The 23319-nt window shown below is 37.3% G+C and carries 16 protein-coding genes; 8 read left to right on the top strand and 8 right to left on the bottom strand.

Annotation, left to right across the window (positions count from 1 at the left end; genetic code table 11):
• Window positions 1–278 precede the first annotated feature (278 nt).
• Complete coding sequence (locus ACFIMC_RS02650; RefSeq protein WP_375629042.1) at window positions 279–1061, top strand: ATP12 family chaperone protein; 783 nt, start codon at window positions 279–281, stop codon at window positions 1059–1061.
• Between the two features lie 34 nt (window positions 1062–1095).
• Here the strand turns inward: ACFIMC_RS02650 and ACFIMC_RS02645 are convergent, their stop codons facing one another.
• The 4 genes from ACFIMC_RS02645 to uvrA all read right to left on the bottom strand — a co-directional run bounded on the left by ACFIMC_RS02645 (window position 1096) and on the right by uvrA (window position 7585).
• A complete protein-coding gene (locus tag ACFIMC_RS02645) occupies window positions 1096–1641 on the bottom strand; it encodes a hypothetical protein (protein ID WP_375629043.1) in 546 nt (181 codons plus the stop codon).
• Window positions 1642–1797: 156 nt separating this feature from the next.
• Window positions 1798–3207, bottom strand: coding sequence for a type I glutamate--ammonia ligase (gene glnA, locus ACFIMC_RS02640; RefSeq protein WP_375611514.1), 1410 nt, complete (start codon window positions 3205–3207; stop codon window positions 1798–1800).
• A 59-nt stretch (window positions 3208–3266) separates the two neighbouring features.
• Complete coding sequence (locus ACFIMC_RS02635) at window positions 3267–3605, bottom strand: P-II family nitrogen regulator (RefSeq protein WP_015856528.1); 339 nt, start codon at window positions 3603–3605, stop codon at window positions 3267–3269.
• Window positions 3606–4669: 1064 nt separating this feature from the next.
• A complete protein-coding gene (gene uvrA, locus ACFIMC_RS02630) occupies window positions 4670–7585 on the bottom strand; it encodes an excinuclease ABC subunit UvrA (protein WP_375671860.1) in 2916 nt (971 codons plus the stop codon).
• Between the two features lie 330 nt (window positions 7586–7915).
• Between uvrA and ssb the strand changes: the two genes are divergently transcribed.
• The 7 genes from ssb to ACFIMC_RS02595 all read left to right on the top strand — a co-directional run bounded on the left by ssb (window position 7916) and on the right by ACFIMC_RS02595 (window position 18147).
• On the top strand, window positions 7916–8422 hold the full coding sequence (gene ssb / locus ACFIMC_RS02625; protein ID WP_375611516.1) for a single-stranded DNA-binding protein: 507 nt from the start codon (window positions 7916–7918) through the stop codon (window positions 8420–8422).
• Window positions 8423–8652: 230 nt separating this feature from the next.
• Complete coding sequence (gene gyrA / locus ACFIMC_RS02620) at window positions 8653–11436, top strand: DNA gyrase subunit A (protein ID WP_375671861.1); 2784 nt, start codon at window positions 8653–8655, stop codon at window positions 11434–11436.
• A 24-nt stretch (window positions 11437–11460) separates the two neighbouring features.
• Window positions 11461–11967: a pantetheine-phosphate adenylyltransferase gene (coaD, locus tag ACFIMC_RS02615; RefSeq protein ID WP_375611518.1), complete on the top strand. Its 507-nt coding sequence runs from the start codon at window positions 11461–11463 to the stop codon at window positions 11965–11967.
• Window positions 11968–11969: 2 nt separating this feature from the next.
• A complete protein-coding gene (locus tag ACFIMC_RS02610) occupies window positions 11970–12563 on the top strand; it encodes a peptidylprolyl isomerase (RefSeq protein ID WP_375671862.1) in 594 nt (197 codons plus the stop codon).
• A gap of 18 nt (window positions 12564–12581) precedes the next feature.
• Entirely contained in the window at window positions 12582–13094 is a 513-nt protein-coding gene (locus ACFIMC_RS02605) for a peptidylprolyl isomerase (protein ID WP_375613107.1), read from the top strand.
• A gap of 1450 nt (window positions 13095–14544) precedes the next feature.
• Window positions 14545–15663 carry a tRNA guanosine(34) transglycosylase Tgt gene (tgt, locus tag ACFIMC_RS02600; RefSeq protein WP_375629052.1) on the top strand — a complete coding sequence of 373 codons (1119 nt, stop codon included), beginning with the start codon at window positions 14545–14547 and terminating at the stop codon, window positions 15661–15663.
• A gap of 1284 nt (window positions 15664–16947) precedes the next feature.
• Window positions 16948–18147, top strand: a complete 1200-nt coding sequence (locus ACFIMC_RS02595; RefSeq protein WP_375629055.1) for an MFS transporter — start codon at window positions 16948–16950, stop codon at window positions 18145–18147.
• Between the two features lie 44 nt (window positions 18148–18191).
• Here the strand turns inward: ACFIMC_RS02595 and ACFIMC_RS02590 are convergent, their stop codons facing one another.
• From ACFIMC_RS02590 to ACFIMC_RS02575, 4 genes are all read right to left on the bottom strand, one after another.
• On the bottom strand, window positions 18192–19619 hold the full coding sequence (locus ACFIMC_RS02590; protein WP_375629058.1) for an MFS transporter: 1428 nt from the start codon (window positions 19617–19619) through the stop codon (window positions 18192–18194).
• Between the two features lie 118 nt (window positions 19620–19737).
• Complete coding sequence (locus ACFIMC_RS02585) at window positions 19738–20952, bottom strand: NADP-dependent isocitrate dehydrogenase (RefSeq protein WP_375613103.1); 1215 nt, start codon at window positions 20950–20952, stop codon at window positions 19738–19740.
• 896 nt (window positions 20953–21848) lie between these two features.
• The gene (locus tag ACFIMC_RS02580; protein WP_375685639.1) at window positions 21849–22886 is read right to left on the bottom strand and encodes a tyrosine-type recombinase/integrase; all 1038 of its coding nucleotides are present in this window, start codon (window positions 22884–22886) and stop codon (window positions 21849–21851) included.
• A 9-nt stretch (window positions 22887–22895) separates the two neighbouring features.
• On the bottom strand, window positions 22896–23108 hold the full coding sequence (locus tag ACFIMC_RS02575) for a hypothetical protein (RefSeq protein ID WP_375634357.1): 213 nt from the start codon (window positions 23106–23108) through the stop codon (window positions 22896–22898).
• Between the last annotated feature and the right edge of the window lie 211 nt (window positions 23109–23319).

The following is a 23319-nucleotide window of genomic DNA, read 5'->3' as shown; positions in this document are numbered from 1 at the left end:
ATGAACATCTTTGCCATAAAACTCAATATGTTTAACTTCTTAATTAAGATAATACTTTTAGAAATTGTTTTACTATTATGATTGTATTAAATATATAAAAGGCAATCATCATTGTCTTGTTTGTAAAAGAAACATGAAATATAACTCTTAAATCAGATTGAGATTGGTAAGATTTTTTTCTTCTTTGGAATCGTTAAGAAGGTCAGATTAAACCTTATTCAAGCTACAGAACCTAAAGAAACAGTCGTTTTTTTTGAAAAGATCAGAGGTAAACAAATATGCGTGAGATTTTGGATCATGTTGATATGCCATTGAATAAGAAGAGTTCTGTTCAAAAGGTTCAAAATCTTTCATTCCAATCACACCCAAAACGGTTTTATAAGCAAGTGAAGATCGCTTGTGAGGAGGGCGGCTTTACGATTTTGTTGGATGAACGTCCTGTAAAAACGCCCGCAAGGCGTCATTTTCATGTGCCAACAGAAGTGTTTGCTGAATATGTTGCTCAGGAATTTGAGAACCAAAAGCACGTTGTTGATCCTGCAAAAATGCCGATGACGCGTTTGGTTAATACTGTTATTGATGGTATCGCTGATGATATGCAGGCGGTTTTTGAAGATTTATTGCGTTTCGTTGCATGTGATATGATCTTTTATCGTGCACAAACACCTAAAGAGTTGGTGCAAAAACAATCTGAGCAATGGGATCCTTTATTAGATTGGGCAGAAAAAAAACTGGGTGCAAGGTTTTATTTGACAGAAGGGCTGATGCATGTGGAACAATCACCAGAAGCACTTCAAGCAGTCAGTAATTATTTACGTAGAGTTGAGTCTGCTTATATGCTTGCTGCACTTCATATGATGACAACATTAACGGGATCTGCTCTCATTGCTCTTGCTGTTGCAGCGGGAAACATTGATGCTGATCATGCTTGGTCTATTGCCTATTTAGATGAAGATTGGATGATGGAGCAATGGGGAACGGATAAAGAAACAATAGCACGCCGTTCTCATAAAAAAGTTGAATTTAAGGCTGCTGCTACAATTGTTACAACTTGTTTATAGGGGAAAATCTTTTATTTACGTGCATTCTTTTCGCTCAGAGTATTTTTGTGACTTTTTGAGGATTGGTTTTTACTTTATCAAGTCCAGGAAATAGTTCATTGGTTATGGTTAAGAGCGCTTCGTCATTACCACGGATAAAATACCATTGGTTATCGTGAAGTAGGGCAATAATTTCAGTTTGAATAGAGCATTTTTTTCCAGCATTTGTTGTGGTTACAAGCTCCACGGGTATAACAAAATAAGGGGTACCATTATCAAGGGTACCTTCACGTTTTTGTTTTTGATCAATGTTGATCGTTTCAATCTTGTAACTTTCTGCCAACCGTTCTATTTGGCTTTTCATGATTTGTAGAAATTGTGATTGATTAAGATTTTTTTGGGCGGTTAAGCGGTTGATGACTTGGGGAGGAATAGCATTTAAGATGGCATTTGCATCGGCATTTTTAAGTGCTTTACTATAAGCAGATGTTGCTTTCTCAAGAGTTGTAAGTTTTTGGTTGGTTATTGTATGTGCTTTAGTTGTTGATGTGATAAAGACAATGCATAAAAGAACGGGAACGAGAAAACAAATTCGCGGCATTAGAAACCTTTGTTAATTCATTTGAAGAGATTCAATACATTATAAAGGAAAAGCGGGCGAGCAAAAAGCCTCTTGCGCTTTTGCATGAGAAGAATATCCACAAAAATGGAGGCTTTTGCCTCCACTTTAAAAATCAAAAGAATACGTATTAATTGTTTAAACAGAATAGTACATATCAAATTCAACAGGATGGGGTGTTGTTTCGTAACGCAAGACTTCTTGCATCTTTACTTGAATGAAGGAATTAATCTGATCATCATCAAAAACGTCGCCAGCTTTAAGAAAGCCACGATCTTTGTCAAGTGCTTCAAGCGCTTCACGCAGGCTTCCTGAAACAGTAGGGATTTCTTTAAGTTCCTTTAAGGGAAGATCATAAAGATCTTTATCCATAGCATGTCCGGGATGAATTTTGTTTTTGATACCGTCAAGACCAGCCATTAAAAGGGCTGCAAATGCCAAATAGGGATTTGCTGTTGGGTCTGGAAAACGAACTTCTACGCGTTTTGAATTTGGTGAGGAGCTCATTGGAATACGGCAAGATGCAGAACGATTACGTGCTGAATAGGCAAGAAGAACAGGAGCTTCATAACCAGGAACCAAACGTTTATAGGAGTTTGTAGATGGGTTGGTAAAAGCATTTATTGCTTTTGCGTGCTTAATAACACCACCGATAAAAAACAGACAGGTTTCTGATAGTCCAGCATATTCATTTCCTGCAAAAATGGGTTTGCCATCTTTCCAAATGGAAATGTGGACATGCATTCCAGAGCCGTTATCACCAAAAACTGGTTTTGGCATGAAGGTTGCTGTTTTCCCATAACTGTTTGCTATTTGATGTACAACATATTTAAAAATTTGCATCTTGTCAGCCTCGCGAACAAGTGTATCAAAACGAATACCCAATTCATGTTGGCCCGCTGCTACTTCGTGATGGTGTTTTTCGACCTGTACACCCATATCTTTGAGTGCTGTGAGCATTTCAGAACGCATATCTTGGCAGGAATCAATCGGCGGAACAGGAAGGTAGCCTCCCTTTATTCGTGGGCGATGCCCTAGATTTCCTGTTTCATATTCCGTATCATCATTAGAGGGAAGTTCACTTGAATCGAGTTTAAACCCTGTGTTGTAAGGGTCCGTTTTATAGCGCACATCATCAAAGATAAAAAACTCTGCTTCTGGACCCACATTGATTGTATCTCCAATGTTTAAAGATTTCATATACACCTCAGCCCTTTTGGCGATAGAACGAGGATCTCTACGATAAAACTCACCAGAGACAGGATCAAGTACATCACAAAATATGACCAAAGTAGATTGAGCAAAAAAAGGATCAATATGTGCTGTTGCTGGATCTGGCATTAAAACCATGTCAGATTCATTAATTGTTTTCCAACCAGCAATTGAAGAACCATCAAACATGACACCATCACTAAAAGTATCCTCGCTGATCTCTGCGATATCCATTGTAATGTGATGCAATTTTCCTCGTGGATCAGTAAAACGTAAATCAACAAAACGGATTTCGTTGTCTGTAATCTGTTTGATAATATCTGATGCGGTTGTCATATTCAATTTCCTTAATATGGCGTTGAGGTGGATAAAAAAGTGAATTTTCCTGTTATTTATTAAAGGGCATCGATACCGGTTTCGTCTGTGCCTATACGAATTGCATCATCAATGGAAAAGACAAATATCTTTCCATCCCCTATATGTTTGGTTTGAGCTGCTTTACGTATTGCATCAACAGTTTGTTCCAGTTTTTCATCGGACACAACAATTTCAATCTTTACTTTAGGTAGAAAGTCAACAACATATTTCGTACCACGATAAAGTTCTGTATGTTCCCTTTGACGACCAAAACCTTTCGCTTCTGTTACTGTAATACCATGTAACCCAATTTTTTGAAGCGCTTCTTTCACTTCATCAAGTTTGAAAGGTTTTATAATGGCTTCAATTTTTTTCATGCTGAAATTATCTCCAACGTTATTTTGTCTTTTTAGACTGCATCACATTATATTGACAACTGTAAGATGTCCAACAGATACTTTGTGCACAAAAAGTCGAAAATAATGACACTCTATGCTCTGTTAGGAGAGTTTCTTTTGTAGAATACAGCCAAATACTGTTTTTTGGGAAAAAAACTTACAATTCTTATACAGAATTCAAATAATATAATAAAAGAGTTTTGTTTCTTTTTTATTAGATAATATCTTGACTTATAAGGATAATTAGACGCTCTCCACATTGAATGAGAAACTCTAATAGCGTAAGATTTTCTCATTTTAGATCTTTTTATCGTCAATCAATCAAAACGATACTTTTATATATCATAAATAGTTATGAGTGTGTGGATAACAACATTTGAAAAAAGAAATAAAATGCTTTTTATGAAAGCTTTCGATAATTAAAGGCTTTACAATATTAGGGAGTAGGGAAGACAAATATTGGAAAAGAGTGTGATGATGCCGATTCATAAATGTAAAGATGGTGGTGTATAATAATGAGTTTATCATTATAGCATTCATAGGAGCCGTTGTGAAATGGGCTTGAGAGCATTGAGAAATGTTTCTTTAAAACAGATGTGGGAATTGGCAACGCAAATATATTCCGTTTGGGGCGTTTTGTTCCTTCGTGAGGAATGTGATCTTCATTAAGGAACGCGATAAATAAAAGTGTGAAGCAATGGCAATCTTCATTATAAGATATTGCTGTGGATGCCTTGGAAAATCATAAAGATAAATTAAAAGGAAATGGAAATATAGAAATTTATTTATACCCTTAAAACTTCATATTCTTCCCAGTTTAGGTTGTCTGGTCGTTTCAGGTATAAACAAAACAGAGAATAAATACGCAATTATGTGCGCGTTCCTATTTGGCAATACGACAACTGAAACAGCTTATAAAGCGCTAAATTGTTTTTAGTCTTTGCTTCAAACGTGTTGCACCACTGGAATTAGGTGTTGGTTTACAGGTAATAATAAAAGTACAGGCTTTGTTAGTATGCTGTATTTTACAATAGAAAGCGTTTCTAAGAATTGGAATTATAGAGAGATGGGCGCAGTAAAACATGTTTTAGAAATTTTCCCGTATAGGAAGCGGGAACCTTAATGATGTCTTCAGGGCGTCCAATTGCAACAATTTCACCACCGCGATCTCCACCTTCTGGTCCTAAATCAATAATCCAGTCGGCTGTCTTTATAACATCAAGGTTATGTTCAATGACTATAACTGTGTTGCCTTGCTCGACTAGTTCGTGAAGCACTTCAAGAAGTTTGGAAATATCATGAAAATGTAAACCTGTTGTCGGTTCATCCAAAATATAGAGTGTACGTCCCGTTGTTTTACGAGAAAGTTCTTTCGCAAGTTTTACACGTTGTGCTTCCCCACCAGAAAGTGTGGTTGCTTGCTGTCCTACTTTTATGTAACCCAATCCTACTTTAATGAGAGTTTCCATTTTATTATGAATAGCGGGAATAGCTTGGAAAAATTCCTCTGCCTTTTCAATTGTCATATCCAAAATATCGGCTATAGACTGTCCTTTGAATTTTATTTCTAGTGTTTCTCGGTTATAGCGTTTTCCTTTACAGACATCGCAAGTAACATAGACATCAGGTAAAAAGTGCATTTCAATTTTGATGACTCCATCACCTTGACATGCTTCGCACCGTCCTCCTTTAACATTAAATGAAAAACGCCCAGCTTTGTAACCGCGGGCTTTTGATTCTGGAAGATCGGCAAACCACTCACGAATCGGTGTAAAAGCACCTGTATAGGTTGCGGGATTAGAGCGTGGGGTGCGTCCAATAGGAGACTGGTTGATATCGATGACTTTATCAAGAAATTCTAATCCTTCAATTTTGTCATAGCTGGCAGGGCTGTGATGAGAGCCCATGATATGATGTGATGCTGCTTTGAAAAGCGTTTCAATAAGAAATGTTGATTTTCCTCCTCCAGAAACACCAGTTATGCATGTGAAGGTTCCAAGAGGAATATTCGCATTGATATTTTTGAGGTTATTGCCTTTGGCGCCGATGATTTTAAGTGTTTTCGTTTTTGATATTTTGCGTCGCTCTGTCGGCATTTTAACAGCCATTTTTCCTGAAAGGTATTGGCCTGTGAGAGAGGCTGAATTTTCTATAATTTCCTGCGGTGTTCCTTGCGCTATGATTTCTCCACCATGAACGCCTGCGGCAGGCCCCATATCGACAACATAGTCTGCTGTGAGAATAGCATCTTCATCATGTTCAACAACAATAACTGTATTGCCAAGATTACGCAAATGGCGCAGCATTTCCAACAGGCGTTCATTATCGCGTTGGTGTAAACCGATAGATGGTTCATCTAAAATATAAAGAACGCCTGTAAGACCAGAACCAATTTGGGATGCCAACCGAATGCGTTGGCTTTCTCCCCCTGAAAGCGTTCCTGAATTTCGAGACAAGGTAAGATATTCCAATCCTACATGATTTAAAAAAGCCAAGCGTTCACGAATTTCTTTTAAAATACGTACGGCGATATTACGTTGTTTTTTTGTGAGATATTGATGAACATTGGCAAACCAATCATCTGCCTTTAGAATAGAAAGATCTGATATTTGCCCAATATGCATTCCGTTTATTTTTACAGCAAGTGCCTCTGGTTTTAAACGATAACCGTGACAAGCTGGGCAGGGCGAAGAAGACATATAACGTTCGATTTCTTCTCGAGACCAAGCAGAATCGGTTTCTTTCCAGCGTCTCTCCATATTAGGGATGATTCCTTCAAAGGGTTGGGTCGTTTTATGCGAACCAGAATTATTTTTATAGATAAAAGAAATTTCATCTCTTTTTGTACCGTAGAGAATAGCCTGTTGTGCTTCATTAGAGAGTTCACACCATTGATCTGTGAGTTTGAAACCGTAAGCTTTTCCTAATGCTTCTAAGGTTTGTTTATAGTAAAGTGAATCTGACTTAGCCCAAGGGGCAATGGCGCCATTCTTGAGGGTAAGATTTTTATTGGGCACAATTTTCAGTGGATCCATTGCTTTTTTTATGCCCAGTCCATCGCAGAGAGGACAGGCGCCAAAAGGATTATTGAACGAAAAAAGGCGTGGTTCAATTTCAGGAATAGAAAAACCCGATACAGGGCAGGAAAACTTTTCTGAAAAAATGAGCCGTTTGTGTGTATCATTTTTTGATTTATGAGCAGATTCCTTTGTTGTTTCTTTTTGTGCTAAGGGTTGGTCTGCCATTTCAGCAATGGCAAGCCCATTTGCTAGCTGTAAACAGGTTTCTATACTATCAGCCAAGCGAGAGGTGATATCCTTCTGTACAACAATGCGGTCTACCACGACATCGATGTCGTGTTTATATTTTTTATCCAGAGGTGGAATATCAGGGATTTCATAAAACTTGCCATCAACTTTAGCGCGTTGAAATCCTCTTTTTAAAAGTTCTGTTAGCTCTTTTTTATATTCTCCCTTTCGTCCTCGCACCAAAGGGGCCATAATAAAAATTCGCGTTCCTTTTGGTAAGGCCATAATTTGATCCACCATTTGGCTTACTGTCTGGCTTTCAATAGGAAGCCCTGTCACAGGAGAATGAGGAATACCAATACGTGCAAAGAGAAGACGCATGTAATCGTGGATTTCAGTAACGGTACCTACTGTTGAACGAGGATTGCGACTGGTTGTTTTTTGTTCAATGGAGATAGCTGGAGAGAGACCGTCTATGCGGTCGACATCGGGTTTTTGCATGACTTCCAAAAATTGGCGTGCATAGGCTGAAAGGCTTTCGACATAGCGGCGTTGTCCTTCAGCGTAAATTGTATCAAACGCTAAGGATGATTTCCCTGATCCAGAAAGTCCTGTTATAACAATGAGTTTATCACGAGGCAGATCGAGATCAATATTTTTAAGGTTATGCTCACGTGCACCGCGAATGGAGATATATTTTTGATGAGTCATACTTTATCCTTGGCATATGTGGCAAAAATTGAGCACCTAAAATGGAATAAAACTGTTTTTTTAGAATTATAATGTGTTTAACTGCTTTAATGCAAAAGGAAGGTATAAGTTTTGTGAAAAAAATACAAATGAGCAGCTTTTTATTCTCTCGTGGTGGAATAAACTATGCGTTTTTATCATCTTTTGTTATAATTACACTGAATACAATATTGGTAAAGGATAGCAATACCCATATTGATGGTCAATTGCGACATGTAAATTGAAGGTCAAGAGGGTTATAACTGTTATAGAACAGAGTATTTTACAAATTAAAATTTTGGAGTTTATGCGATGGCTGGTAGCCTTAATAAAGTTATTTTGATTGGTAATCTTGGTGCGGATCCTGAAATCCGCCGTTTGAATTCTGGTGATCAAGTGGCAAATCTGCGTATTGCTACTTCAGAAAGTTGGCGCGATCGGAATACAAATGAGCGAAAAGAACGCACTGAGTGGCATAGTATTGTTATTTTTAATGAAAACCTTGTCAAAGTTGCAGAGCAATATTTAAAAAAAGGCAGCAAAATTTATATTGAGGGGCAGTTACAGACACGAAAATGGCAAGATCAAAATGGAAATGATCGTTATACAACAGAGATTGTTTTGCAAAAGTACCGTGGCGAATTACAAATGCTTGATGGGCGGGGAGCTGCGAGCGGGGAGCAAGGAGCAAGTCAAGGGGGGAGTTATAGTGGTGGCTTTGCCGATAGTCACTCAAATCAGAGAAATGCTTTTGGTCAAAATAATAATCAATTGGGAGAAAGTTTTTCACACAAATTAGATGATGACGTCCCTTTTTAAGAGTCTTTAAATTGCAGTATTATGATCATTTTATGGTTTGCTTGTTTCAGATTTTTGAAGTTTAGCGAAGTGAAAATTGTTAATTATTATTGGTAATTTAAAATATAAATTAATAACATCTTGAAAAATATTGTTAAATTTCTTTTTTGTCATGGGAGAGAAATTAGCATTTTTGTGTATTTTTCGCTATAAATAAAGTGAAATGATTCTTTTTTGAAAGTTTTGAAATTGTGACCGATCTTACTCCACACCCAGAACGTGATGTGCTAACCGGTATTGAACCAATCAGTATTATTGATGAAATGCAACGCTCCTATCTCGATTATGCGATGAGCGTGATTGTTTCACGTGCACTCCCTGATGTCCGTGATGGTCTTAAGCCTGTTCATCGACGTATCCTTCATGCTATGAATGAGATGGGGCTTTCTTTCAATAAGTCGTATCGTAAATCTGCTGGTGTTGTTGGTGAGGTTATGGGGAAATTTCATCCCCATGGTGATGCTTCAATTTACGATGCATTAGTGCGTATGGCGCAGGACTTTTCTTTAAGAAATCCATTAATTGATGGTCAGGGAAATTTTGGTTCCGTTGATGGTGATCCACCCGCGGCTATGCGCTATACTGAGTGTCGTTTAGAAAAAGTTTCAGAAGAACTTTTAGCTGATATTGATAAAGATACTGTTGATTTTCAGGATAATTACGATGGGCGTGAGCGTGAACCGGTTGTCTTGCCAGCGCGTTTTCCCAATCTTTTGGTTAATGGGTCAGGGGGGATTGCTGTGGGAATGGCAACCAATATTCCTCCCCATAATCTTGGTGAAGTCGTTGATGGTTGTATCGCTTTGATTGATAATCCCGATATCACACTCGATAAAATAATTGAAATTATTCCTGGTCCGGATTTTCCTACAGGGGGTATTATCCTTGGCCACTCTGGTGTTCGTGCAGCTTATGAAACAGGGCGTGGCTCAATCATTATGCGTGCTAAAGTTGAGATCGAAGAAATTCGCAGTGGTCGACAAGCAATTATTGTGAGTGAGATCCCTTATCAAGTTAATAAGGCAACAATGATTGAGAAAATGGCTGAATTGGTGCGCGATAAACGCATTGAGGGAATCTCTGATTTGCGTGACGAATCTGATCGTGATGGATATCGGGTTGTTATTGAGCTGAAGAAAGATGTTGTTGCGGAAATTGTTTTAAACCAATTATATCGGTATACGCCGCTACAAACTTCCTTTGGTTGTAATATGGTTGCTTTGAATGGGGGAAAACCCGAACAGATGACGTTGCTTGATATGCTTCGTGCATTTGTTTCTTTTCGGGAAGAAGTTGTCAGTCGGCGAACAAAATATCTTTTGCGTAAAGCGCGTGAGCGAGCACATGTTTTGGTTGGCCTTGCCCTTGCTGTTGCCAATATTGATGAAATTATAGCGCTTATTCGCAAAGCTCCTGATCCGCAGACAGCACGTGCACAGTTAATGGAGCGACGCTGGCCAGCGATGGATGTCGCGCCTTTGATTAAACTTATTGATGATCCTCGTCATATTATTCATGAGGATGGTACTTATAACCTCTCTGAAGAACAGGCGCGTGCTATTTTAGAATTGCGTTTGCAACGATTGACAGCCCTTGGGCGTGATGAAATCGCTGATGAATTGAATAAAATTGGCGTGGATATCGCTGACTATCTTGAGATCTTGGCATCACGCGTACGCATTATGTCTATTGTTAAGGATGAGTTGAGTGCTCTTCGTGAGGAATTTGCAACGCCGCGACGTACCGTATTTGGTTTTGGTAGCGCTGAGATGGAGAGTGAAGATCTGATCGCACCAGAGGATATGGTGGTAACGGTAAGCCATAGTGGCTATATTAAGCGTGTGCCTCTTAATACCTATCGTGCACAGCGACGTGGTGGTAAGGGGCGTTCTGGTATGTCCACGAAGGATGAGGATTTTGTAACGCGGTTGTTTGTTGCCAATACGCATACTCCGGTTCTTTTCTTTTCATCACGTGGGATTGTTTATAAGGAAAAAGTTTGGCGGCTGCCGCTGGGGACACCCCAATCGCGTGGGCGGGCTTTGATCAATATGCTTCCTTTACAACAAGGTGAGCGTATTACAACGATTATGCCTTTGCCTGAAGATGAAGCGAGCTGGAGTGCATTAGATATTATGTTTGCGACAACACGTGGAACTGTGCGTCGTAATAAATTATCAGATTTCGTTCAGGTTAATCGTAATGGTAAAATTGCGATGAAACTTGATGAAGAAGATGAAATTCTTTCTGTTGAAACCTGTACAGAACATGATGATGTTGTTCTAACAACAGCCAAAGGACAATGTATCCGTTTTCCAGTTGTTGATGTTCGGGTCTTTGCTGGGCGTAATTCTGTGGGAGTTCGTGGTATCAATTTAGCTAAAGGCGATAAAGTCATTTCGATGACAATTTTAGAGCATGTCGAGGCGACGTCCATTGAGCGTTCTGCTTATATTAAACGTGTAATGAATGAACGGCGTGCTTCTGGTGCAGATGCTGATGTTGAAGATGTTATAACTTTTGATGAAGAAGATGGGGGTGCTGAAACAGAGTTAACAGATGAACGTTATGCAGAACTTCATGCACGTGAACAAATGCTTTTGACAGTGAGTGAGTTTGGTTATGGTAAACGTTCTTCTTCCTATGAGTTCCGGATTTCGGGACGTGGCGGAAAGGGGATTCGCGCAACAGATCCATCTAAAACAGCTGAAATTGGTAAATTAGTAGCGGCTTTTCCGGTGAAGGCGCAAGATCAAATTATGTTGGTATCAGATGGGGGGCAGCTTATTCGTGTCCCTGTTGAGGGAATTCGTACTGCTGGGCGCTCAACTAAGGGAGTCACAATTTTTAATACAGCCAAAGGTGAAAGAGTCGTATCGGTTGAACGTATTTCTGAACCTGAAGATGATACGAGTTCATTAGATGATGAAGGTGAGAAGCATTCTGATACAGTTGATATGAGCGAAGAAAAATAATTTTTAAGAGGAAGGAGTAAAGTCATGAAAATTGCTCTTTACGCGGGTTCTTTTGATCCTCTTACAAATGGTCATCTTGATGTTTTGAAAGGGTGTTTTGTGTTAGCTGATAAGGTGGTCGTCGCTATAGGGATACAGGCTGACAAAAAAACACTCTTTAGCTTCGAAGAGCGTGTTGATTTCATTACGCAGGTCGGGAAAGACTTATTTGGTGCAGATTCTAATCGATTGCAGGTTCTTTCATTTAGCAACCTTCTCATTGAGAAGGCGCGTGAAGTTGGTGCTTCATTTCTCATTCGTGGATTGCGTGATGGTACTGATCTTGATTATGAAATGCAAATGGCAGGAATGAATGGTGTTATGGCTCCTGAATTGCAAACTGTTTTTTTGCCGGCAAGTGTTTCTGGGCGCGCGATAACTTCTACATTGGTACGCCAAATTGCCTCTATGGGAGGTGATGTGACACCATTTGTACCGCCCAATGTTGCACAAGCTTTAAGCTCGAAATACCAATCTTTTAGGGGAGAATAAGTGTGTCTCGTAGAATTTTTGCTGTTTTGATATGTGTGTTTTGTTTTTTTTCATTGTCCGCTGTCGCTGGTAATCCTAGACCAGCAAGCGATGCAAGCCTTCTTGTTTTATCTCTCAAAGATGGTGATGTCATTATTCGTCTGCGTCCTGATTTGGCGCCAAAGCATGTTGCGCAAATCAAAAGATTAACAGAGGAGGGGGCCTATAATAATGTTGTGTTTCATCGCGTTATTCCTAATTTCATGGCGCAAACTGGTGATGTAGAATTTGGAAAAAAAGGCAGTAGAGATTTTGATCTGAAACGCGTTGGTATGGGTAGTTCAAATTATCCCAATATACCGGCGGAGTTTTCAAAACAGCCGTTTAAGCGTGGCACAGTTGGGATGGCACGATCACAAGATCCGGATTCCGCGAATTCTCAATTCTTCATTTGTTTTGATGATGCTGATTTTTTAAACGGTCAGTATACGGTTATTGGAGAGGTTATAAAGGGGATGGATGTTGTTGATAAAATAAAAAAAGGTACGACAAGTAATAATGGATCTGTAAAAAATCCTGATGTTATTAATGCTGCTACTTTACAAGTTGAGAAATGAATCAAGGGAGCTTTCCATATGGCTGAGAATAAAAATCCAGAGAATACTTTAATTCTTGAAACAACAAAGGGCAGAGTTGTTATTGAGCTTTTTGCTGATTTGGCACCTTGTCATGTTACACGTATTAAAGAACTGGTACGGGAAGGTGCTTATGATAATGTTATTTTCCATCGCGTTATTGATGGTTTTATGGCGCAAACAGGGGATGTGCAATTTGGAAAGAAGGATAGTGAAAAATTCAATTTATCACGTGCTGGTATGGGGGGGGCAGAAAAACCAAATTTAACAGCAGAGTTTTCAAATCTTTCTCATAAGCGTGGTACAGTTTCTATGGCACGGAGTCAGAATCCAAATTCTGCTAACTCTCAGTTTTTTATTTGTTTTGCAGATGCTCCGTGGCTTGATCGTCAATATTCCATATGGGGGCAGGTTGTTGAAGGTATGGAAAATGTTGATAAAATTAAACGTGGTGAACCTGTTGCAGATCCAGATTCAATTACCAAAGCCATTATTGCTGCGGATGTAGAATAGTATAAACTATACTGATTTCAATTGTAAGTTTCTAAGAAAAAATACTCTTGTCTGATCAATAAAGGCACACGAAACTCTTTTGTAGTATCACGCTTACCTTTTATAATTTCGAGCTAAGCATTGTCCATATATTTTCTTCAATCGGATCTTCCTGAAGAATATAACGTAACGGATTTGTACAAACACCTGTCAGAATAAGAAAACGCAAAGTCTGTTGTATTATGGTTGTTGTTTGGCAAAGTGTTTTATAAAAAATTCGGCATTTCTCTTCAATCCATTGTCGGTCTTAATGGTTTTATGATGTTACTTTCCTAAGAGAGCGTGTGCTTTTGTTTCTGCTCGTAAATCAACATCCCATCCTAATGCAGAAGCATGTTTGAAACACATATTAAGATGGATAAGAGCTTTACTAGCTCATCCAGTTTTCCTAGCAAGGTGGAAAACCAGCATTTATATATATTGGCGTAATCTTTAAAATAAGAAGACAGTTTAATCTTAGAAGAATATAATAAAGGCGCAGAAGTGAAACAAATGGCTAGTCTTGCCATCTCCTTCTTAATTCAACTTTACTTTTTTAAAAGTATCTAATGCAATATCTTTTAAATAATGAAGATTATGTATGGACTTACGCTTTTATTTTTCTCGTTTTTTAATAGAGGAATGCTCCAAACGGAATACACTTGTGTTGCGTATTTACGTGTTTTTTAAGAAGCATTTCTTAGTACATATCAACGTTCACTTCCACGATGACATTCATGGCATGTATAGTTTTAAAGCTATAAATAGTATAAAATCTATTATGCACCACCTTCTTTAAAGCTTATGAAGGAGCAAGCGGGTACCATCATACGGCTTTTTCAGTCTCTAATGGTACGATAGAGCTTTTGGTATTTGAGAATCTTTACAAAAAGCATTTTTAGTTTTTTAAAGTATTTTTATTTACACGTTAATTTCTTTTGTGAATTATCTTAAGTGCCAAGAGCTATCTCAATTGTGAGTGGATAAGTGATTATGCTCATTTGCGCTTTTATTAAGCGTGAGGATCGCTGTGCCCAGTAGATGAAAAATTTTTATCTGTAAAAGTTAAAGAATATGTAAGCTGTACAATGCGTTCAAAATTTTCTTCTATGGGTACAAAGTTACTGCTTATGGAAGTATGTGAAGATGAAATTCTTGTGATAATAATTTTGCAGTTCTGTTAAGGATAAGCGTAGGTATTTTGAGGTATGATATTATAAGGATTTTACTATTTTTCTAGAGTTAGATTATCACTTTTATTATGGTGATTTCTTAACAAGAAATGTTCTTTTATCTCGTTTAATTTTTGATGCTGGTTACAATATTAAGCGAATCAAAAATTAATTCATAAAGCTTTTGACAATGCTCGTAAGGGGATATCTTTTTTCTTTCTATAGAGATATGCATTGATGGAATCAAAAAGACGAGAGTTATGATAAAGACATTTCATTATAGAAAAATTGCTCAAGATGGGTATGCACGTCGAGGCGAAATTATAACGGGGCGAGGATGTGTTCGTACACCCGCATTTATGCCTGTTGGGACGGCAGGAACCGTTAAGGCTATGTATATGGATCAAATTCGTGATCTTGGTGCAGATATCATTTTGGGGAATACTTATCATTTAATGTTACGTCCAGGAGCTGAACGTGTTGCGCGTTTAGGAGGATTACATGAATTTTCACGCTGGAGCGGACCTATTTTAACCGATTCTGGTGGCTTTCAGGTTATGTCATTGGCGGGAATCCGTAAAATTACTGAACAAGGTGTGATTTTTCGTTCTTACATTAATGGAGCCTACTATGAAATGAGTCCAGAGCGTTCTATCGAAATTCAAGAACTTCTTGGTGCGGATATCCAGATGCAGTTGGATCAATGTATTGCATTACCCGCAACTGAAAAAGAAATGGAAGAAGCTATGGAACTTTCATTGCGGTGGGCGCTGCGTTGTAAAACAGCTTTTGGAGAGCAGCCAGATAAAGCATTGTTTGGGATTGTTCAAGGTGGTGATAATATGAAACTGCGTGAACGTTCTGCTCAAGCATTAAAAGAAATAGATTTAAAAGGTTACGCTATTGGAGGGCTTGCTGTTGGTGAGCCGCAGAGTGTTATGACAGCAGTATTGGATACTACTTGTCCGATTTTACCAGAGGATAAACCACGCTATCTTATGGGAGTAGGGACACCTGATGATATTTTACAAAGTGTTGCTCGTGGTGTTGATATGTTTGATTGTGTTATGCCGACGCGTGCAGGACGTCATGGTTTAGCTTTTACCCGCTTTGGTAGAATTAATTTGCGTAATGCGCGTTATGCAGAAGATCCACTTCCTCTTGATCCACAGTCACTTTGTCCAGCAGCACATGATTATAGTTGTGCTTATTTGCATCATTTGATTAAATCTGGTGAATCTCTTGGGGGGATGTTGTTGACGTGGAATAATCTTTTTTATTATCAACAACTTATGCAGGGAATTCGTGATGCCATTGAGGAAGGCTGTTATGCCGATTTTTGCGCTGAAACGCGTGCTCTATGGGCACAAGGACGCTAAAATATTAATCGTAATATAGCGCCTCATTTTTTTATTGAATTTATTCTCGCACTTACAAATTTAGCTAAAAAATGAAATTAGAAACATCTTCCAAAATTATAAAATTCCACTATCTTAGGATATAACAGTGCGGTTTTATAGGGCACATATTCTTTTTCTAATTACTAGATAAAAACAGAAACTGTTACTCCGGTACGCGCTACCTGATCCGGAGAAAAACAGTTTTTCTGTTTCTGATGACTGTTTACAGCAACAATGTTAATGAGGCGTTAGCGAACTCTTAAAGAAGTATGAAAATTGTATTTTTATGAGCTACTTTGTGTTTTTTATTACTAAAGGTAAAGAATGGATTATATACAATCGAACAGATAAATTTTTAGAAAATTAAAATAAAACTAAAATAAAATTACAACATTTAAAATGTTATAATTTTATTTTTTAAGTTTTTATATATAAATATTCTTTAAAATAGATTTATGTAATATTATTTATATAATAAAAATATAGATATTATGTCATAATAAATTAAATATTAATCACGGTAATTGTCATGTTTATAAAACATCAATAAACATACTTATACAAAATTTATTATATTTGTTTTTTGCTTTGTTTATAGAATTTATCTGAAAATAATCATAATATATTTACGTGAATATTTTAATTTACAGATAGTGAGTTAGATATCTGATGCGATTCCTCTGTTAGATGAGGGAGGGGTAAAGATGTCTAAAAGAGGGTATTTAATAAATCTAGAAACCAAGCACTATTATCATGAGAATTTTTAAAAGACTCTATAATAATTTATAAGAATGGCCTAAAGTTGAAATTATAGCTTATCGATTTGGGGGATCTGTATTCAGGTAGCAAAATAAAGCAACAATAATTTTGGGGGAGAAGTTTTATCTTTGTATCAAGATAATGATGAGATATTATTCACTTGTTTGAAATGCATTCTTCGGCAAATTTTAGAATTATTTATAGGATATAGTATATCGTTGCAAAATAAAGTTTTCACTGTAAAATTACAATGGCTGAAAAGAGGAGACAAAGTTTATTATCTGGTAGATCTGATAGAAATAGGTGAATACGTCTATGATCTTGAGGTTTTCAAAGATTTTCCATTAAAGAATCTTACTTAAAACTCTATAAAATGCTTTATATATCAAAATATTTCTAAAACTTTATTGGGGACTATTGGGCATGCGTATAATAATGTTTTGAATTTTTGTTTGTGTGTATTACAGATATTTACAGTTAAAACTCCTATCCAGAAGTGATAGTATGAAGGATTTTTATCAACAAAAGGTTCTTGCATTGGGAATTGATTCGAGAATACGGCGTTTAATAATTTTAGCTCTTGCCGTGGGGAGTTTTGCTATTGGTACTGCAGAGTTTGTCGCAATGGGGCTACTGCCAGAGATGGCACGAAGTTCCTATGTTGATATTCCTACCGCTGGTCAATATATTTCTGCTTATGCATTAGGAGTTGTGATTGGAGCACCTCTTTTAGCTGTGGCAACAGCTCAGGTATCACGCAAAACTGTTTTGATGGGATTAATGCTTTTTTATGCCTTAGCAAATATTGCTAGTGCCTTTTTTTCTGATTTTAGCATATTAGTAGTATTACGCTTTCTCAGTGGACTTCCCCATGGAATCTATTTTGGACTTGCGGCTATGGTTGCTTCTTCAATGGTAGAAATGAAAGAACGTTCTAAAGCTGTTGGATATGTTATGCTCGGCTTAACAATTGCAACCGTTTTGGGAGCACCCAGTGCTACTTGGATTGGTCAACTTATTGGTTGGCAGATTGCTTTTGTCCTTGTGGGTATGATTGCTTTATTGTGTAGCTTGCTTATTTGGAATTTTTTTCCTTGTGATTCAAGTTTTCCAAAAACGAATCCTTTGCAAGAAATGGGTGTATTAAAGCAAAAGCAGGTGTGGCTTCTTTTGTTGATGGTGTCGGTGGGAGCGTCAGGATTATTTTCTGTTTTCACTTATATCAAGCCAACATTAATGCATATTTCTGGTGTTTCACTTGAGTGGGTACCATTTATTATGCCGTTAGTTGGATTGGGAATGGTGATAGGAAATCTCTTGGGGCCTAAATTAGCTGTTAAAATTGGCATTTCACCGATGATATTTTTCTCTATGCTTTGGAGCGTATTTGTTTTTTTTCTTTTTTTCTTTTTATCCTATGCTCCGTTAACAGCGGCAATAGGATGCTTTTTTGTTGGAACTTCTTTTGCTGCTATGCCTTCTATACAAACAAAAATTATGGATGTTGCACTACAGGGACAGATTTTGGCAGGAGCATTAATGCAGTCTGCTTTTAATATTGCCAACGCTCTTGGTGCTGAATCTGGAGCATTAGTTTTAAAATTGGGCTATAGTTATGAATATACAGCTGTTTTAGGAAGTGTTCTAACTTTGTGTGGATTAATGGTTTTTTGCATCTCATGGTATATGGAGAAGCATGCTTAATATTTTTCATTTTTTTAATGAAGAAGGAATTTTTATATTTATTTTTAGTTATTGGAATGTCCTGTTGGGTTTTTCAATATGAAGTAAGAAATGCGCAGTGCTAATGGAATAGCAAGACAAAATAAAAGACCCATGAGCACTATAAGAAGAGTTTTTGCTGCTAAGATCATTCCTATTGTTCCTCCAGGATTAAAGAGGCCTGCAAGATTGGTGATGACTCCTGCTAGAGTTGCACTTAAGGCTGCTGAAAATAGTTGTACAGAGGTAAGGGATTCACTGGCACGGAGAGCATCTTCATCATTTGCACATTGTAAGATCCTTGTGAGCAAATGTGGCCATGCTATGCCCGCACTGATTCCAATAGAAAACAGTGCTAAGCAAATAATAAAAATATATTCAAGCGCGGAAACTTCTGTTGGGATGAGCCATAAAAGAATCATTATGCCTAACAGTTTTAATAGGGGCGAGTATACAATGATGTTGCGAATTTTTTTTGTGGAGAGACCAGCACTTGAGATGGCTCCACATGTCCACCCTAGGCTCATAAGTGCTGCTATATAACCAGCAATAAGTGGAGCTTGCCCATGAAGCTCTTGAAGAAAAAGTGGAAAATAAAGTTCTATACTGTATACGACTGTTGTCATAACGAGTATCAATGCGTAAACAGAAAAGATTTCAGAAGAGAAAGAAAAGGATTTGCGGGGCAACATAGGATGAGGGGTAGATGATTCGATTTTTGCTAGAACAAAAAGAAGACTAAGTCCGATAACTAATCCGCAAATTTTTGCTATTGTAGACTCCATAGCCCCTCCAACAGAAATAATAAAAATCAATAAGGTGAGTGTGAAAAGCTGGAGAAGAGGAAGAGGGGGTGTTGGAACATCGTTTTCATTCTTTTTTGGTAAAAATTTAAAGGCGATGAGTGAGAAAAATATAGCTAATACGCCAATGATCAAAAAGGATGCTCGCCATAGCCCATAATATACAGAAAGCCCCCCGATTGCTGGTCCTAACAAGGTTGATATTCCCCACATTCCAGAGATAATACTTAATGCATGTGACCATAAAGATGGGCTGAAAACAATCCGTACCATGGAATAGGATAGGGATAACAAAGAACCACTTCCAAATCCTTGAATAAAGCGTCCTATTAAAAACAATGGCATAGATGAAGAAATGCTGCACATAAAAGTGCCTAGGGTGAAGATAAGTCCAGAAATAACATACGCATTGCGAGGACCTAATTTCCCTAATATTTTTGTTGCAAGTGAAGTACCCACGAGTGAAGCTGTAATAAAGACAGTAGCCACCCAAGAATAATATATTTCACTGCCAATATGATTCATAAGAGAGGGTAAAATAGTAATAACAATATAAACGTTGGTGGCGTGTAACACAACTCCACCTGTAAACGTTAAAAAGCAAAGACCATTTTTACCCAATAAAAGCGCAGACCAGCCCTGTTTTTTCACTGTTGTTTGCTATTTAATAAAAATCTATCCTCTTTTTACTTATAAGGTACTTCTTTGAATTTGCCAAGAGAAATTCAAAGCTCTGTTTAGAGCTTTGAATTTTAATTTAAGTAATAACTTAATTGCCCATTGCTTTTTTGAGATTCTCATCAATTTTATCGAGGAAACCTGTTGTAGAAAGCCACTTTTGTTTAGGCCCAATCAAAAGTGCGAGATCTTTGGTCATAAAACCTTCTTCGACGGTTTTAATACAAACTTCTTCCAATGTCGTGGAAAAGTTTTTTAACTTCTCATTGTTATCTAGTTTAGCACGGTGCGCTAGTCCACGCGTCCATGCAAAAATAGATGCAATAGAGTTCGTTGATGTTTCTTCATTCTTTTGATGCTGACGATAATGGCGTGTTACAGTGCCGTGTGCTGCCTCTGCTTCAACAATTTTGCCGTCAGGTGTCATGAGAACAGAAGTCATGAGACCCAGAGAACCAAAGCCTTGGGCAACAATATCAGATTGGACATCACCATCATAGTTTTTACATGCCCATACGTATCCACCTGACCACTTTAATGCAGAAGCAACCATATCATCAATAAGACGGTGTTCGTAATATAATTTACGGTTTTCAAATTCAGTTTTAAATTCCGTATCGAATATTTCTTGAAAGATATCTTTAAAACGACCATCGTAAGTTTTTAGAATGGTATTTTTTGTTGAAAGATAAACTGGAACATTCCGTTGTAGTCCATAATTAAAGGATGCGCGGGCAAAATCACGAATTGACTCATCAAGGTTATACATAGCCATGGCAACCCCTGCGCTTGGAGCATCAAAAACATCATGTTCAATAACTTGATTATCATCACCGACAAATTTAATACTTAATTTCCCTTTTCCTGGAAATTTAAAATCTGTTGCCTTGTATTGATCACCAAAAGCGTGACGTCCGATAATAATTGGCTTTGTCCAGTTAGGAACAAGGCGAGGGACATTTTTACAGATAATGGGTTCGCGAAAAATGACTCCTCCTAAAATATTGCGGATTGTGCCATTAGGTGATTTCCACATTTTTTTTAGGTTAAATTCTTTAACGCGTGCCTCATCAGGTGTGATGGTTGCGCATTTTATACCAACCCCATATTTTTTGATAGCATTGGCAGAATCGATAGTTACCTGATCATTGGTTGCATCACGATTTACGACGGAAAGATCATAATATTTTAGATCAATGTCGAGGTAGGGATGGATTAATTTATCTTTGATATATTTCCAGATGATGCGGGTCATCTCATCCCCATCAAGTTCAACAACGGGGTTTTCTACTTTGATCTTTACCATTAGAAATCCTTTTTCTTTTAAGCGATACTACTTGTATAACACTTTCAAGTTTATAATGAAAAGTAAAAACAAGGGAAAAAAGCATTCAAATATGAGCTTTTAGAATATATTATCAATAGAGTGTAAAATTTTGTTGGAGGGTTTAATTTTTGAAAAGAAGTGATGTGTTTGCAAATCTATAATTATTCTATGATTGATGAAGAATCTGTTTAATAGATAAGGTAGTTAGATCACCGAGGGACGGGGATTATGCGTTTTTATTATCAGAGATTCCATTTAATAAGTTGATCGTATTCTGAATTATAGTTTCTTGATTTGTTGTGTTAGGTGAATAAGAAACTATTTTTATATTGCTATTTCAATTCTAAGCTTACGGTCTGTTTGTTTATAAAAAGTTTAATGTGATAACAAAGGCACTGTAATTAGAAATGCTTCATATAAAATGCGTTTGAGATAAACTTCAATTTTGAAGGTTGAAAAAAACGTATAAATGATGCGGCTGGTTTTAATTTAAAAATTAACAGCATACGCAAGAATATGACTTATAAAATTACCGTATCGCGAGCTAGAATCTTCTAATTCTTATGTTTTATCGATTCTTATTGTTATTAACTATGCGCAGTAAAGCACTATCCTCGAAATGCAACAAAGAAATTAATCACCTAATGATTCTTGTATCCTTTTTACGAAGAGATTCCTTTTAAAATCTTATTCCCTCATTTTTATTTATGCATCCCTCATTTTTAAAAACACAAATAAAATGAATATATTACACATAGAAAAAAGAAACATGGTACGCCCAAGGGGCGGGTATAGAGTAAATAAAATCAAAGAATTGTATAGAATATAAGGGAATTAATGAATTTTGATTCTATTACGTTTTTTTGTCTCTGCCCCTAACTTTTTTGGAGCTTTTTTATAGCTTCAAGAGCTAGTCTTTTACGATCTGCACTCTTTGTATAAAGGGATGCCATCTGATCTTCTGTCCAGCCAAAAATTGCTTTCAATTGTGATACTGTTGCTCCAGAATTAGCTGCACGTGTTGCGGCTAATTTTCTTAATCCATGCGCCGATTTTTTAATTCCAGCCGCATTACAAGCGTCTCTAAATCCATTCCCAAAGCTTTCTTTGGTGAATTTTTGATTCACTTTACTACAGATAAATGTTTCTTCTCCAATAGGACCAGTTTCAAGCGTTTTAGCTAATTCCGGTAAAATGGGAAGAAAAACATCTGTTTGGAATTTACTTTTCTCTGTTTTGAGATGAATAATATTGTCTTTGACATCTTTCCAGCCAATGCGTACCGCATCACCACGACGCAAGCCCGTATATAAAAGAACATCAATCCAGACACGTTCATGGGTACCATGATGCCATATTTGATAATATTTTTCGACATCTTCTTCTGTCCAAACAGGAAATCCCTCTTTGTTTTTGAGGGGGGGTCTTTTTATTCCTAAAGCTGGATTATTTTCCAAAAGACCTTGATCAATCGCCCAATTAAAAAGTCCATTAAGGGCTTTCAGAAAATTTCTAGCCATTGCTGGTGTTTCTTTACGCCGTTCAACACCGGCTATGATATGTTTCTTTTCAATTGCTTGGTATGGAATGTTTCCTATGGTATCACATACCTTCATAAGAATGAGTTCTTTTTGTTTTTGGGTGACTTTAGAAAGGCTATGCCAATTGGAGCTGTTAAAATACTGTTTAAGGAGCCATGCGAATGAACCTTCGACTAGCTTACCAGTTTTTGATTTAGGAAGTATAAGCCCTTGTAACTCGGCAAGTGCGCTTTTGTAGTTATCAACAAACTCTTGCGTTCCATAGGTACCGCGTATTCTAATGCGTTTGCCGTGACCAATACGTACATACCATACAATTTTGCCATGTTGAGTAATTTGTTTAACGAGATGAGGGGGGCGTGGTTTTGGCATGGTGATCACCTATAAGACGATATCAAATTCATAATCATCACGAGATAAATTCCATATTTTATCAGGATGTGCTGTTGAGTTTGGTATTGGAATATCTGCTTTAAGGTAGATAAGCAGTTCACCGGTAGGTTTGATTTCTATGAGTTCGCATTTTTGCTTTTTTGCTTCTCTTAAAGCTCGTGCAATGTCTGCTTGCGTTATGATAGCTTTACGAGGCGCCATATCTTTTCTCCTTACATTGAGATGCAATTCACGTGTGGCGTGAATCACGCATTACTTGAAAGTGTTAAGAAGGGTGGGGGTGCTAGGAGGCATTTGTGAAGAGAAGCACCTCCATATGTAAAAAATCTGTAAGTTTATTTTTTAGATGTGCTTAATTTCATATTTCCAATCAGGCAATTGAGTAAGAGCTAATGCGAGTTGTCCTCTATGA

The sequence above is a fragment of the Bartonella sp. AP21QHHD genome (assembly GCF_042196205.1).
GTDB lineage: Bacteria > Pseudomonadota > Alphaproteobacteria > Rhizobiales > Rhizobiaceae > Bartonella.
The sequence above is the reverse complement of the archived record's forward strand: the minus strand, read 5'-3'. Positions and strand labels throughout refer to the sequence as shown.